This is a genomic window from Shewanella sp. FeAMO (genome assembly GCF_053653955.1).
Map to the genome: position 1 here is coordinate 2,586,284 of NZ_CM132201.1, position 13,748 is coordinate 2,600,031.

Annotated in this window: 10 protein-coding genes and 3 tRNA genes; 3 read left to right on the forward strand and 10 right to left on the reverse strand. The window is 51.2% G+C overall.

Going from position 1 to position 13,748, the window contains the following annotated elements:
• Positions 1–175 precede the first annotated feature (175 nt).
• Entirely contained in the window at positions 176–634 is a 459-nt protein-coding gene (locus ACWAU4_RS11555; RefSeq protein ID WP_028779936.1) for a hypothetical protein, read from the reverse strand.
• Positions 635–832: 198 nt separating this feature from the next.
• Between ACWAU4_RS11555 and dgt the strand changes: the two genes are divergently transcribed.
• Positions 833–2,284, forward strand: a complete 1,452-nt coding sequence (dgt, locus tag ACWAU4_RS11560) for a dGTPase (RefSeq protein WP_096141957.1) — start codon at positions 833–835, stop codon at positions 2,282–2,284.
• 61 nt (positions 2,285–2,345) lie between these two features.
• Here dgt and ACWAU4_RS11565 read toward each other — a convergent pair whose 3' ends face one another.
• Positions 2,346–3,797: a transporter substrate-binding domain-containing diguanylate cyclase gene (locus ACWAU4_RS11565; protein ID WP_454290275.1), complete on the reverse strand. Its 1,452-nt coding sequence runs from the start codon at positions 3,795–3,797 to the stop codon at positions 2,346–2,348.
• Positions 3,798–3,926: 129 nt separating this feature from the next.
• On the reverse strand, positions 3,927–4,199 hold the full coding sequence (locus tag ACWAU4_RS11570) for a hypothetical protein (RefSeq protein ID WP_044734518.1): 273 nt from the start codon (positions 4,197–4,199) through the stop codon (positions 3,927–3,929).
• Between the two features lie 545 nt (positions 4,200–4,744).
• On the opposite strand from ACWAU4_RS11570, the gene ACWAU4_RS11575 reads away from it, so the two are divergent.
• Positions 4,745–5,809, forward strand: a complete 1,065-nt coding sequence (locus ACWAU4_RS11575) for a DUF3080 family protein (protein WP_454290276.1) — start codon at positions 4,745–4,747, stop codon at positions 5,807–5,809.
• Positions 5,810–5,970: 161 nt separating this feature from the next.
• Entirely contained in the window at positions 5,971–7,095 is a 1,125-nt protein-coding gene (locus ACWAU4_RS11580; protein WP_037436989.1) for a hypothetical protein, read from the forward strand.
• A 123-nt stretch (positions 7,096–7,218) separates the two neighbouring features.
• Here the strand turns inward: ACWAU4_RS11580 and ACWAU4_RS11585 are convergent, their stop codons facing one another.
• The 7 genes from ACWAU4_RS11585 to ACWAU4_RS11615 form a co-directional block, all read right to left on the reverse strand.
• On the reverse strand, positions 7,219–9,099 hold the full coding sequence (locus tag ACWAU4_RS11585) for a S8 family peptidase (protein WP_025010441.1): 1,881 nt from the start codon (positions 9,097–9,099) through the stop codon (positions 7,219–7,221).
• 416 nt (positions 9,100–9,515) lie between these two features.
• On the reverse strand, positions 9,516–10,205 hold the full coding sequence (locus tag ACWAU4_RS11590) for an SDR family oxidoreductase (RefSeq protein WP_025010442.1): 690 nt from the start codon (positions 10,203–10,205) through the stop codon (positions 9,516–9,518).
• Between the two features lie 91 nt (positions 10,206–10,296).
• The gene (locus tag ACWAU4_RS11595; protein ID WP_045282898.1) at positions 10,297–11,166 is read right to left on the reverse strand and encodes a CLCA_X family protein; all 870 of its coding nucleotides are present in this window, start codon (positions 11,164–11,166) and stop codon (positions 10,297–10,299) included.
• A 221-nt stretch (positions 11,167–11,387) separates the two neighbouring features.
• Positions 11,388–11,474, reverse strand: a tRNA-Leu gene (locus ACWAU4_RS11600).
• Positions 11,475–11,517: 43 nt separating this feature from the next.
• A tRNA-Cys gene (locus tag ACWAU4_RS11605) sits at positions 11,518–11,591 on the reverse strand.
• Positions 11,592–11,611: 20 nt separating this feature from the next.
• Positions 11,612–11,687, reverse strand: a tRNA-Gly gene (locus tag ACWAU4_RS11610).
• Between the two features lie 559 nt (positions 11,688–12,246).
• A complete protein-coding gene (locus ACWAU4_RS11615; RefSeq protein WP_454290277.1) occupies positions 12,247–13,689 on the reverse strand; it encodes a glyceraldehyde-3-phosphate dehydrogenase in 1,443 nt (480 codons plus the stop codon).
• Positions 13,690–13,748 lie beyond the last annotated feature (59 nt).

Below are 13,748 nucleotides of genomic sequence, written 5' to 3' on the forward strand. Positions count from 1 at the left end.
ACTAGGGTGCACTGGCCGTGCGGCAGTGAATGAATTGGTTAATGGGAGCTAGATATTGCCCAACATCGGCATAGCCTGACGAATGGCTGAAAGGGTTGTTATCGAGAATGGTGTAAAGCCAATGAAGCTCAAATCATTGGGGGCGCTTCCAAATACTCGCCCCCTAAATCTGCTATCAACGGCGGTGAAACTTGGCGTCCTTATCGAGACACCAGTGAGCCTTAGCACTCTTGTCTTCGTTAGGGCGGCCGGTTAACAGCTCACCTTGCTCATTGATGTAATAGACAAAAGCTTTGGCATCACCGAGTTCATCCCAATACAGCATCGCCTCATCCGCTTCCTGGCCTTCACAAGTGGTGACTTTGCCGCCTATGGACTCGATATAGGCACTGCCCTTGATTTGGCTCAGCGGCGCCCCTGTACATTGGTTGTTGTCATAAAGATTGGCGACACTGTGGTAGCGGTTTTCCTCAAAGCGCATGACAAACTCTTTACCCAGTTTACCGTCACCGAGACAACCTGTGGTCCACTCCCCTTTGAGCCTGTCCGGCATGGCATCATCGCCATGGAACATCAGAAAACCGAGCGTTGCAGCCAAAATAAGCAGCAACATCACACTTAAGGACTTGAGCATTAACACATCTCTGAGAAAGGATTTTTCAGGATAGTACTCTGCGATGACTGAAGACGCTATCGTACTCATCGCAAATTTACATAGAGTGTCACAAATTGGCCCCATGGGATAAACTGTGGCACATTGGAGTAACATACGGATTCCAAGTCATTTTCTTGCTTAGGCAACTACTTGTTGGAGGTTCTCTCGGTGTCTGACATGCATTCTGAGATAGATTTTCGCCGCAAAATTACTGCGCAGCGCCCCTTTGGTAAACCGGAAGACACTCGGGTAGATAATCCAGAAAAATTGCAGCTGGCGCTGGAAAGCGATCGTGGCCGCATCATTAACTCGGCCGCCATCCGTCGTCTGCAGCAAAAGACCCAGGTGTTTCCGCTTGAACGCAATGCCGCGGTGCGAAGCCGTTTGACACACTCGATGGAAGTTCAGCAGGTAGGCCGCTTTATTGCGCAGAAGATATTCAAGCTCTTGGGGCCAGGTGCCGAACGCTGGGGGCTGCAATATCTGGAACGGCAATTGGAAACCCTGGTGGAGATGAGCTGCCTGATGCACGATGTGGGCAATCCACCCTTTGGTCACTTCGGTGAGGCCGCGATCAGTGATTGGTTCAAGCGCAACCTTGTTTCTCTGGCGCCTTCGGGTTTCGATTCCGGGTATCCTGAGTTGATCCAAGACTTATCCCATTTCGAAGGTAATGCCCAAGGCATTCGTTTGATCCACACCTTGCTCGGGCTCAATCTCACCTACAGTCAACTGGCCGGCATTTTGAAATACACCCGTCCGGGTACGCTTGTGAAAGATAAAGCCAATCCTGAGCAAAGCTATCTGATGAAAAAAGTCGGTTATTACGCCAGTGAGTCCAGGTTTGTTGCCGAACTGACTCAAGCCATGGAGATGGCACCCGGTTGTCGCCACCCGGTGAGTTACATCATGGAGGCCGCCGATGACATCTCATATTGCCTGGCCGACATTGAAGACGCAGTGGAAAAAGGCATCATAGAGCTGGATACCCTAAAACAGAGTCTGATAGCCGAGTACCAACGGCAAATTGCGGTCAAGCAAGGCGCTCTCGGACACAAAGACTTTATGAGCAAATCGATTGAGGCGGCAGACAGCAGCGCCCGCCACCTGGCAATCAACCAACAGAGCCAGTTTTTTACCTTCCTCCGCGTTCGACTGATCCACCCTTTGGTCAATCACGCCGCCAAGCGCTTTATCGACAATATTGAAGCTGTGTACCACGGCAACTTGAACGAGTCGCTGCTTGAAGATGGCGGCTACGAACACGCCATTACAGAAACCCTCAAGCAAGTTGCTATCAAGCAGGTATTTTGCCATCGGGAAGTGGAGAAACTTGAGCTGCAGGGATACAGGATCATCACAGGCTTACTGGATAACTATCGCTCCCTGCTGGCATTGAGCGAAGATGAGTTTAGCAAACTGGTACAAGGCCTGCCCAAGACAGCACTTATCGAAACCCGGTTGTTCCATAAGCTGCCTGGCAAGCACCTGGCCACCTATAAAAGAGCCATTGAAGCCAATCAGTATCCTGAGTTTTACCACAGGTGTCGTTTGCTGCAGGATTATATCAGCGGCATGACAGACCAATACGCTTTGGATGAGTACAGACTACTTATGGTACTTGACTGACTCTTAAAGAGAGTTGTTTACTAACTAAGGCTCGGGATACGAGCCTGGAATGCCATTACTATCAGATCCGCCTAAACAGGAGATCGTTACGCCCGGACGCCTTGACCTGATACATCAAGCGGTCGGCGTCGGCCAGCACAGACTGGGCATCCCGGGCACCGGGTTTGGCATACACGGCACCTATGCTGATACTGAGGGGCAATTTGCCGGCCTTGGTGGCAAATGGCTCTCTGTCTACCGACAAAAGCAGCCGGGTGGCCAGGGTCTTGGCCTCGGCTTCTGTCATGCCCAGCTGCAGAATACAAAACTCCTCACCGCCTATGCGGCCAAATACGCTTCCCTCCGGCAAGATGGCCACTACCATTTGCGTCAATTGGCAAATGACCTCATCACCCACATGATGACCATAACTGTCATTAATCCGCTTAAAATCATCTATATCAAACAGTAACAAGGTCAGACTGTCATAACCACGGCCATCACAGGCTTGTTCGAGCGCATCCATAAATGCCCGCCGATTGGCGATACCGGTAAGCCCATCTGTAGCCGCCAGGTGAGCCAGCTCGGTATTGGCAGCCTCAAGCTCGGCTGTGCGCGCCGCCACGGTACGGCGCAGCATAAACACATACACCAGGATCCCGAGCAGAAGTATCCCAAGCAAGCCTTGCAGCAGATAGCGTGGATAGACAGTTTCCACATACATCCAGCGATTGAGGATCCTTTGGTATTCGGAATCTGGGATCCGGGCCAGTCCCTGGCGGATCTCTTCCAGCAAGGCGCTCTGCCCCTCTTTGACAGCCGGACGAATTTGGGCACTGTAAAGATGGCGGACTGGAATAAAACGCGCCGGCTCGCGTGAGGTATAGAGATAGAAGTTGGCGACCTGCAGATCGGCAACAAATGCCTTTAACCTGCCGGCAAAGGCGGCCTTTAACATCAGATCGTTGCAGGCATAAGTCAGCACGCTGGCCTTCGGGTATTTCTGACGCACAAACGTCTCTTCATAGCCGCCACGGACAACGCCGACTTCACCGCCGTTGATCAGGTAGCCGTCCGGCTCGGTACCGAGTAACCCTTGACTGAAAAACAGTTGACTCTCGATCCCCAGCAAACCCTGGGCATAATCCAGGTAATGTTCCCTGTCCTGAGACCAAAGCAGCCCGGCGTGGATATCGGCCTGACCACTGCGAACCAGATCCAGCGAACCTTGCCAATCTGTCAATATAAAGCGGACTTCGACCCTATTGGCCTTGGCATATTCCTGCCAGATATCCACCAGGATCCCGGCCGGTTCACCGGCATCATTCAAATATGAAAAGGGTTTCCAGGAATTGGAGTTGGCAATAACCAGTTCTCTTGCGGGTTGCTGAACGGTATCCGAGTGCGTATTTTCAGCGGCCTGGCTTTGACCCGTTGTCAGCAGGAACAAGGGCAAAATGACAAATAGTCGGCAGAGGGTGGTCAACGACAGCTGGAGCAAGGAGTTAACGTAGGCTGTTGCAGCGAGCTTCATGTGGCCGGAATATCCTTACAAGGCATGATTTGGGTGGGTTCTACCCGGGTTATAGCCCCGGGTTCAGAGAACATCCACCGGAAACACACCAAATATTAACATTTGTAGAGAACTTCCAGCAGTTTTTTTTCAGCAGCGACGGATCCGCACCACCTTCATGGTTTCCATTTCAAAACCGGCTACTATGGTTGTTTGCGGGTAATAGTCGACCGACACTCGGGAACCTTTCAATGAACGGTATTTTTTAGGGCGTTTGAAGCGAAAAGGCGCATCACAATTTTCCAGCATCAGAGTATGTTGGATCCAGTCGCCTTCATCCCGCTGGGTGTGGGAGACAACTGTCTTGTCTTCGGTGTGATAAAGTGGTGAGTGTTTCTCTGTCAATACGTCAGCTATTGTCATAATGCATTTACCTCCGATGGGTCGCTTCTGACTATGAATCCAAGGTCCTGACGGGCCCGACCTTGCCCGTGGCAGCCCGGGCAGTAGCTTCGCCTTCTTGATTAACCTCTTGCCGCAAGCAAGTACAGAAGGTCAGACTGTAGAGTACCGTCTTACTCAAAAGCCTTTTGCTGAGGGAAAAGTTCCCCGGCCGCGGCAGATTGGCGGTAGCTATGCAGTCGTGTCTGGGTAAGCAGATCATCCCCGGGCAAAAAATTTCCGGGGGAAGGTCAATAAAAAAGCGAGCAATCATTGTAGCAAATTTGCGCAGAAAGATCTTGGTGAAAAAGCCAACGACGCTTTACACAAGGTTAAACGGCGCTCAAAAACAACTGATAGCAGCAAGCACAATTCTGCACGAGTCTGCGTAACGCTACGTTGTATTAGTTACGACAGCTTGGCAGGGCTTAGCCTCTTGGATCACAATCTATAAAACTTATGGTCAAGTAACTGTATGAGAACATTACTTGCGCCCGGCTCAATCCCTTTTCCCAATAAGGCTTGCCATGACACCTTTTCCTTCAACAGTCTATCGCAGCCTTGCTGCAGTGCTTATACTGCTCACCCTGCCAGCATGTCGGGATAATACCGAATCGCTATGGCAAGATTACAGCGCAAGGCTTGAGAGAGTCACAGCACAAAACTTTATCGCTCCGGACTATCGACCTGAAGTCGACCAAAACCTGAATGCAGCAAATAGACCTGAAGCTTTGGAAGCCAGACTGCCACTGCTGGAAAGCTTTGGCTTAATGCATTGCAGGCTCGGAGAGTTAATTGCCGCACATAACTCCAGCCTTGGCAGAGTCGCAGAGCCCAGCGAGCAGCTTAAGTATCAGCTTGCCTTTATTCAAGCCGCGCCGATTTGTCTTATAGACGCCAGGCTAGAAAGTCAGACTAAACAGTTGCTGACAGAAGCCCTATTGCAAAAGCAACAAGATGCACTGGACTGGTTCGATTGGATGCTTCTGCAAGACAGGGCACTGGACAAACTGTTGTTTATCGACACTGAGTCTCTGTCCAGCGAATCCCCGCTTGCCGGTCTAATCGAAACAGAATTAGCACTGGCCGCCCTGGTGAAACTCAAAACGGACATAGTGAAAGCACAAGTCGGGCAACTTTCCTGGCAAGCACTGGACACCCAGACTCTGGATGCGGCACTGGCTGAATTGGCGCGCAGTCGGATTATTGCCCGCAATATGCGCAGTCAGGCGGTCAGCCTGCTCTGGCTTTCGAGCCTCAACGATTGGTTGGAGCCTCGGCTCGATGGCCTGCTGTGCCGCCCAGGCCATAACAATCAGCGTCAGGAGATATTGCAGCGAATATTGGTAAAAAACTTCATCGGGCAAATACAACGGCAACTTAGCCAGAGTCGCCACATTCAACGCCGTTTGGGCGATTTGCTGCAGCAACTCTATCAGGGAACCGCGGTGGAGAGTCGTGTCGCGTACTTCTTTGCCGAAACCGCTAACAAAGACAGCTTAAATATCCGGCTCGACAAGGAACTCAAACGCCACGTGAATTGGTGGCAAAAGCTACGCGACTCCTGTAGCGGAACTGCACCTGGAGCATAATCCATTGTGATGCCGCAGGCTCTGGCAGCTTGCTCCCCTATTGTCTTCTGCCACTATTTACCGACTCAGCCCTTGTATATCAATGGATAAGCATGTTGCCAGCAGGTTATCTTTTGGTGACAATAAGCCCATATTTCAAATCAATAATTCATCGGGTTTCAATGGGAACAGCCGAACTCATCCGGCAGGCAATCCTGCAGCCGTATCATAAGATCTCAACCTCTCTTCAGAGGTTTCGCACAGGTATAAGTCAACGGCTCGCCAAGCTGAGCACGGCCCAAAAGCTCTACCTGTTGGCGCTATTCAGTCTGCCGTTTTATGAACAACACCCTTCGTTGACAACCCTGCTCACAGTCAGCGCGTTGGTTATTGAGTTCTGGCCGTTATTCAACAAACTGTGGCACTCTTTGGCAGGCAAGGCGGTCATTTTGCTGTTTTATGCCACCATAGCCAACTTTTCGCTGGCCAGTAGCGGTGCCATAGTCAATGAAGTCACCGGCGTCTCGGCAGCGCATTTCAACTATACCCATAACTTCGCCCTGTTACTGGAGCTTCCGGTTTGGATGGTGATCACCAGCAGTATTGCCCTGTTGCTGCTGCAGATGTTACTGCCCATCTACCTGGTAGGACTGCTGCTGCTCAAGCTGGTGGGGCTTATCGGCTTCAAGTGGCAGCCCAAGTACGCCTATCCTGTGAGCACAACCTTTCTCAGGCTCATGTTATCGTTTTTAATCCTGCATCATCTGATGCTGCTGGTCGATATGGAGCGTTTCATGGAGAGCCGCTTCAGAGTCGATGACAAGGGCGTCAGCTTCTCCTTTAATGGTCAGTTTAAGCCAAACGAGGATAAAGCAAATGCAAACCTCCCCCCTTTGCATGTCCCGGACACCGCCCAAGGAAAAGATGTCTTAAGCGCTGAGCAAGAGACAAACAAGCTGAATACTGAACGCCAGGATCCAGCAGGACAGAAATCACAAGCGCAAGAAACGGAAAATAACGCAACAAAAGCGGAAGATGATGCTTTGGTATACGCCCGTTTCACCGCCGCCTACAGGCACAAAGTCAGGCAGCTTGTGGCCGACTTCGCTTTTGGCATGGAAGCCGATGGCCGCAGTCGTTGCCAGATGTCTGCCAATGCGACCGGCGTTGAACTCAATGATTACGAGCTGTTGCAGATCTTGCCCGACGCCGGCGAGCTTTATGGCTATCGTTTTGAGGTTATTCCCTGTGTCTCGGCTGCATTTCCGCGAACTCTGGGGAGGCCTTCTTCACTGCCGAGCGATTAATCCTGGTATGCAAATCCAGTCTCTGAAGTGGATGATCTTTTAAGTGGATGTTCTCTATATGTGAATGAGTACCATAGCGTCAGTAAAAAAGCCGCCTGAAGGCGGCTTTTTATCCTTTTATAGTCAGAAGCTTGCCAAGAGTTGCATGCCCGAGAAGGCGGAGTATCCGCGGATCATCACATGATAGGTCGCCGCCTGGGTGACTTGAAAGCTGCAGCTTTCACTGTTGCCATTCTTGTACGGACGGCAATCATACACAGACGTAGAAGGTGCAGCCCCGGCGCGAACATAGAGATCGGCGTCACCACTGCCGCCGCTGGTAGCAATATTCAGGCTAACACCCGCCGGAACCTGGACAGTGAAATGCTGCTCTGAACCCGCACTGCCACTCAAGTTGCTCTTCGGCACGCCATTTTCCAGACAATCGCTGCCACAACCACCGCCGGCGCTGTGTGTTGCCGTTAATGTGGCGCCGCTGTAGGCACTGTAACCCTGCAGCATCACGTACCAGCGTCCTTCTGCCGGCGAGCTGAAGCTGCAGCTCTCATTGTTGCCACTCTTGTAGGGGCGGCATTGGTAGCTGTTTAACGTGGGTTTGCTACCTTGGCTGACATAGAGATCGGCATCACCACTGCCGCCAGCCAGATCTATGTTCAAGTCGGCAGCGCCCGCAGGGACATCGATATAGAAATAGTTGGATGAACCCTGGACACCGCTGACACTGATCCCCACGCCGTTATCCAATGGAGTATCATCCGATGGACAATCATTGCCACAACCGCCGTCATCGCCGGCCAGAGAATAGAGCAGCTTGTTGGGTGAACCTGTCTTGGCATCGCCCACTTTGCCGGATGAGGCGCGGCTTACCAGCAAGTTAGTCAGCTGAGTCGGGCTCAAGGCTGGGTTTTCCGCCAGATAAAGTGCCGCCACCCCGGCAACATGGGGGGATGCCATGGAAGTACCACTAATGGTATTAGTTGCGCTGTTGGAGTTGTACCAGGCAGAGGTGATTGACGAACCCGGAGCATAGATGTCCAGACAGGTTCCGTAGTTGGAGAAGCTTGAGCGACTGTCGGTGCTGGTGGTAGACCCCACAGTCACCGCATTGGCGGCCCGCGCCGGTGAATAGTTACAGGCATTACTGTTGTCATTGCCTGCTGCCACAACAAAGCTTATCCCGGCCGCTACGGCCGCATTTACCGCATCATCCAGCGCCTGGGAGGCGCCGCCGCCCAAACTCATGTTGGCAACCGAAGGCCCTTGGGCGTTGTTTTTCACCCAGTTGATCCCGGAAATCACTCCGGAGTTGGTACCTGAGCCCGAGCAGTTAAGTACCCTGACCCCAACAATATTGACATTCTTGGCAACTCCGTAAGTGCTGCCGCCTATAGTCCCGGCAACATGGGTACCATGACCGTTACAGTCACTGCTGTCGTTATCGTTATCGATAAAGTCATAGCCACTGCTGGCACGGCCGCCAAACTCATTGTGAGTGTTACGTACACCTGTGTCTATGACAAAGGCGGTGACGCCGGAGCCGTCATAGTCGTAATGGTAGTTACTGTTGAGCGGCAGATCCCGCTGATCTATCCGGTCAAGCCCCCAGGTAGCTCCGCCTTGATCGCCGGCGGCTTCCACCATGGGTTCAATAGACACCCTTTGATCCTGCTCAACATATTTGATGTTGGGATCTTTAAGCAGACTCTGGATCTGAGCCGCATTGGCCTTGACCAATACCCCGTTGAGGCTGTTGCCAAAGTTTTGTCTGACTTCAATGCCGTGTTCGTTGGCGAGCCTTGCGCCCATACTGCTGGCGTAGGCGCTGACACCATTCGGGTCATTAAGGTTGATAACCGCCGGGGTATTGAACACCACTATGTACTGATCTTTGATGGCTTTGGCAGGATTGACCGCATGTAACTGGGCTTGATAGTCCTGTGCCAGAACGAGCGGGCTGCTCAGGGCTGCAGCAACTGCAATCGCAATGAAATGTTTCCTTTGCATAATGATTTCCTTGGTTATTATGATTTTGCCTCGAGGGCCGTTTTAACCTAGGACATTTTTTAAGCAGCATCTAAATTGCAGCGTTGCACTGTGCCGGAAACCGATATTGCAAATGTAACAACAACGTTACATTACCCCACCTAAAGTAGCAGAAAGATCCGCCAAGAGTATAACCGATACAAAACGGGGGCCCGTATCGACAAATGAACCAGTTATACTAATAAAATCAATTATTTTATTCTATTGCTTGACCAGCAACCCACCCAGCACTAACACTTTTGGGCCGGATGAATTGCAAGCTATCAACCCAAAGTATGATTTTAAACTCAGGCTTAGCTTCTCGCCCTTTTTCCTCTTGCCTTTCAGCAAATTACCGGCCAAGCGCAAAATAAGCGCCATAGATAAAAAGGATCTGGTTACCAGGGTATACTGTTGCCGCAGTAATCATAAAATCCGCCACTTTGTGCCTGGCTGAGTTTATCCAGCAGTTGTTTCATACCGGCCGCCGAGGTATCTACATCAATAAGCGCATTGGGGCCGCCCATGCTGGTTTGCACCCAACCGGGATGCAAGGCTACCGCTTTGACACCGACATCGGCCAAATCTAAGGCAAGACTCTTGGTGATCGAGTTGAGCGCGGCCTTGGATGAACGATACAGATAACCACCACCACTCTGGTTGTCGGCCATACTACCGACCTTGGATGAGATATTGGCTATGATGCCTTTTGCTTGGATAAGATGAGGCAGGAAAGCTTCAGCAAGCTTACAAGGCGCTATGCTGTTTACTTCAAACACTGTGCGCCATTCATCCACAGGCAATTGTCCTAACTGCAAGCCTTTGGGGCCATAATAGCCTGCATTGTTGAGCAGCAGATCCAGGCCCCGTCCCTCAAGCTCTGCAGCCAGATCAGCCACCGCCTCATAGTCGGTCACATCCAGAGCAAACACCTCCAGCCCCTGAAATTCGTTGACCAGATCCAGCAGTTCGTCGGCCGTTTCCGGATCGCGACAACAGGCCAATACGTCCCAACCGGCGGCAAGATAGACTTGGGTCAACGCCAATCCTATGCCGCGGTTGGCACCGGTTATCAATAGTTGTGGCATAGGGTTAATCTCCTTTTACTTGAGAATTTCGGGCTTAGGTTGTCGTCACTCATTAGCTAAATGACGCACGATCGAGCTTATCATAAGCCAGTTAACTTCCGTTTGGCTTCTTGTTACTTTCACGATGACTCTGGCGGATAAGCGCTTCACCGAGCATGCCAAAGTAATTTGTCAGTGCGTTGAGAATCGCTTTTCTATGAGCCTCATCAGGATAGGCCCCTGAATCATTGAGATGTGAGAAAGTCGTACCCGACACCAGATATTGGTTCCGTATATCGGTAAAAGACTCGATAGCGGCTTCAAAGGCCCGGGCCATCAACTCCGTAGGGAGCGAAAAATAGCACCTGCCATAATGTTTATCCAAGGCAATGGCCCGGCGCACATAGTCACTCGGCTCAAGGCCATCCGGGCTTATAAGCACGGTTTGATAAAGGAATGCCAAATGACGGTTGAGTGGATGGGGTCTAAGCTCAACATCTTTAAGATAGAGGTCACTGCCAAAACCAATAGCAGTGCCAACACTATACGCCAAACCGGAATCGTTGCAGCAGGCTAGCTGGTCGACACTTGAATGAATGCCAAAGGCTGCTTTGGCAATATAGTGATCAAAGGCGTGCCAAAACTCATGGGCCAAGGCGCCGGCACCGGCATTTTTCGCCAGCGCCAATATCCTTTCATGGGGGGCGTAGTGCGCCTGGACACCTTTCTGACCGCCGAGACCAAAGTCCAGATTCAGGGTTTGTCTAAGTCCAATGGCGTCCGGCGGCAACTTGAGTATAAAAGCCAGGTCCGCCAGAGAATCAAATATCAGATTGGCAGCCAGCCGTGATTCTTCAGCGCTGACCCACTTGCCTACCCGCACATTGGCAAAGCCGAACTGTTGCTTGATATCGAGAAAACTGACCTGCTCGTCGAAACGATAATCCGGTCCTTCGCGCAAATAGTGGCGGCTTGTCAGCAAAACTCTTGGCTCCCAATCGATTTCAAACAAAACGAGTGTATACCCGAGGAACGTAAATGTCCCATCATGCTTGAAATCATTGGCTATATCGTTTTTGGAACGACTCAGAGATAAATAGCAAACGGCAGAATGGCAATGCTATGGAAATATAGCAAGAGAAAGCATCTGGGTTGGGACACAAAAAAGGCTCCTCGTGGGAGCCTTTTTTGCACCATTTAGAATGGTACCCGAGGACGGACTTGAACCGTCACGCTGTTACCAGCGAGGGATTTTAAATCCCTTGTGTCTACCGATTCCACCACTCGGGCAAACTGTGTAACAAGGAGATATTACCCATTGTCACTGAAATAGTGGAGGCGCGACCCGGAGTCGAACCGAGATCGACGGATTTGCAATCCGCAGCATAGCCATTCTGCCATCGCGCCCCGAGCCATAAGGCTGGGATTGGAGCGACATATCGGGTTCGAACCGATGACCTGTACCTTGGCAAGGTACCGCTCTACCAACTGAGCTAATGTCGCATCACTTGTTTGCTTCATCTTCCGAGTTGACAATCAACAAAGGTACCAACCTTCTGTTTTATCAACTGAGCTAGTGTAGCATACCTGTTCCGCTATTGAAGCGGAAGCCAGAGTGTTATCCCCTGACTGCGGATTGGCATTCTACCGATTTGAGGCAGGGAGTCAATCGGCAAATTGGCATTTTTATGCCAAAATCACTCGGATGCTGGCAATTTGCTCAAAGCGGGTCAAATTTTCATTATCATGATTAAAATACAATCCGATTCAGTAGCTTGTCAGCGCCCTCTCCCACCGAATACCATCACAAAAGCCGTTGTAAAACACCCTTATCAAGGCCCTTATCAAAATATTTGATAAGGATTCCAGTAAAATGAGCGTATTGAGGCTTAGGGAATCTTACAAAGGACTAAGGCCATTTGCTGCGAACCACGCCTTGCATCCAGGCCCGTAAGCCGACGCAGAGCACGCATGGGACTTGTTCGCACCTTCCTTAGCTACACAATGCTTGAATACAACAAGGCCCGGTACTCAGACCGGGCCTTGATAGCAAGAGTCGAAATTACTCTTCAGACAGAGGCAGAGACAGGTAGTTAAGCCCCAGCATCTTCTGCATTACGCCAACCACCTGACAGCTGTAACCGAATTCGTTGTCGTACCACACATAGAGGATGGCGCGCTTGCCGTCGGCGATAGTGGCTTGAGAATCAACCACACCGGCGTAGCGTGAGCCCACCAGGTCACAGGACGCAATTTCAGTAGACTCGGTAAAGTCCACCTGGTTCTGCAGCTCAGAGTGCAGCGCGATATCACGCAGATAAGCGTTCATATCTTCTTTGCTGGTTTCGGCGTTCAGGTTCAGGCTGATAATGGCCATGGACACGTTCGGAGTTGGCACCCGAATCGCATTACCTGTCAGCTTACCGGAAAGTACCGGCAACGCCTTGGCAACCGCTTTGGCGGCGCCGGTTTCAGTGATCACCATGTTCAGCGGTGCACTGCGACCGCGACGGTCTGCTTTGTGGTAGTTGTCGATCAGGTTCTGGTCATTGGTATAAGAGTGGATAGTTTCCACGTGACCATTTTCGATACCGTACTTGTCATTAACGGCCTTCAGTACAGGCGTAATGGCGTTGGTGGTACAGCTGGCGGCAGAAACAATAACATCTTCCGGCAGAATATCGCTGTCGTTAACACCATAGACTATGTTCTTGATGCTGCCCTTGGCAGGGGCAGTCAGCAGAACCTTGGACGCCCCCGGGCTCTTGAGGTGCAGACCCAAACCGTCTTCATCTTTCCAGATGCCTGTGTTGTCGACCACCAGGGCATCGGTAATACCGTACTTGGTGTAATCCACTTCATCGGGTGAGTTGGCGTAAATCACCTGAATATAAGTACCGTTGGCGATGATGGCGTTGTTCTCTTCATCCACCTCGACAGAGCCGTTGAAAGGTCCGTGTACTGAATCACGGCGCAGCAGGCTGGCACGCTTTTCCAGATCGCCCTTACGGCCACCGCGCAGAACGATAGCGCGCAGGCGCAGCTTGTTGCTGCGGCCGGTTTTTTCAATCAACAAACGGGCCAGCAGACGACCGATGCGGCCAAAACCGTAGAGAACAACGTTACGTGGCTCAACTTCATCTTTGCTTTCAATGGCACTGGCCAGCTCGCGGCTCATATAAGCTTCGATTTCGCTGCCGTCGGTGTGGTTACGCCAGTACTTAACCGCCAGTTTACCTATATCCACTTTGCACTGTTTGACATCCAGTTTGCTCAGGGCTTCTACGAAGGGGAAGCTCTCACGCAGGCGCAGCTTATCGCCCACATGGCGACGAACCAGACGATGGGCCTTGATAATATCGATGGTGGAGGCGATCAGCAGGGGTTTACCATAAACCACCACTTCTACGCCCTGATTGCGATACAACTTGCCCAACAGGGGCTGCATAGCCTCCGCCAGTTCGAAGCGTTCTTGCCAACTTTGTAGGTGTTTATCAGCGCTCATTTACAGATCCTTTATCTCACTTTTCCACTTTATTGTCGGGAAAGGTTTGAGTAACAAAA

Coding starts and splice junctions, on each gene's coding strand:
- ACWAU4_RS11555 (WP_028779936.1), bottom strand. CDS start 634: ATGCTCAAGTCCTTAAGTGTGATGTTGCTGCTTATTTTGGCTGCAACG.
- dgt (WP_096141957.1), top strand. CDS start 833: ATGCATTCTGAGATAGATTTTCGCCGCAAAATTACTGCGCAGCGCCCC.
- ACWAU4_RS11565 (WP_454290275.1), bottom strand. CDS start 3,797: ATGAAGCTCGCTGCAACAGCCTACGTTAACTCCTTGCTCCAGCTGTCG.
- ACWAU4_RS11570 (WP_044734518.1), bottom strand. CDS start 4,199: ATGACAATAGCTGACGTATTGACAGAGAAACACTCACCACTTTATCAC.
- ACWAU4_RS11575 (WP_454290276.1), top strand. CDS start 4,745: ATGACACCTTTTCCTTCAACAGTCTATCGCAGCCTTGCTGCAGTGCTT.
- ACWAU4_RS11580 (WP_037436989.1), top strand. CDS start 5,971: ATGGGAACAGCCGAACTCATCCGGCAGGCAATCCTGCAGCCGTATCAT.
- ACWAU4_RS11585 (WP_025010441.1), bottom strand. CDS start 9,099: ATGCAAAGGAAACATTTCATTGCGATTGCAGTTGCTGCAGCCCTGAGC.
- ACWAU4_RS11590 (WP_025010442.1), bottom strand. CDS start 10,205: ATGCCACAACTATTGATAACCGGTGCCAACCGCGGCATAGGATTGGCG.
- ACWAU4_RS11615 (WP_454290277.1), bottom strand. CDS start 13,689: ATGAGCGCTGATAAACACCTACAAAGTTGGCAAGAACGCTTCGAACTG.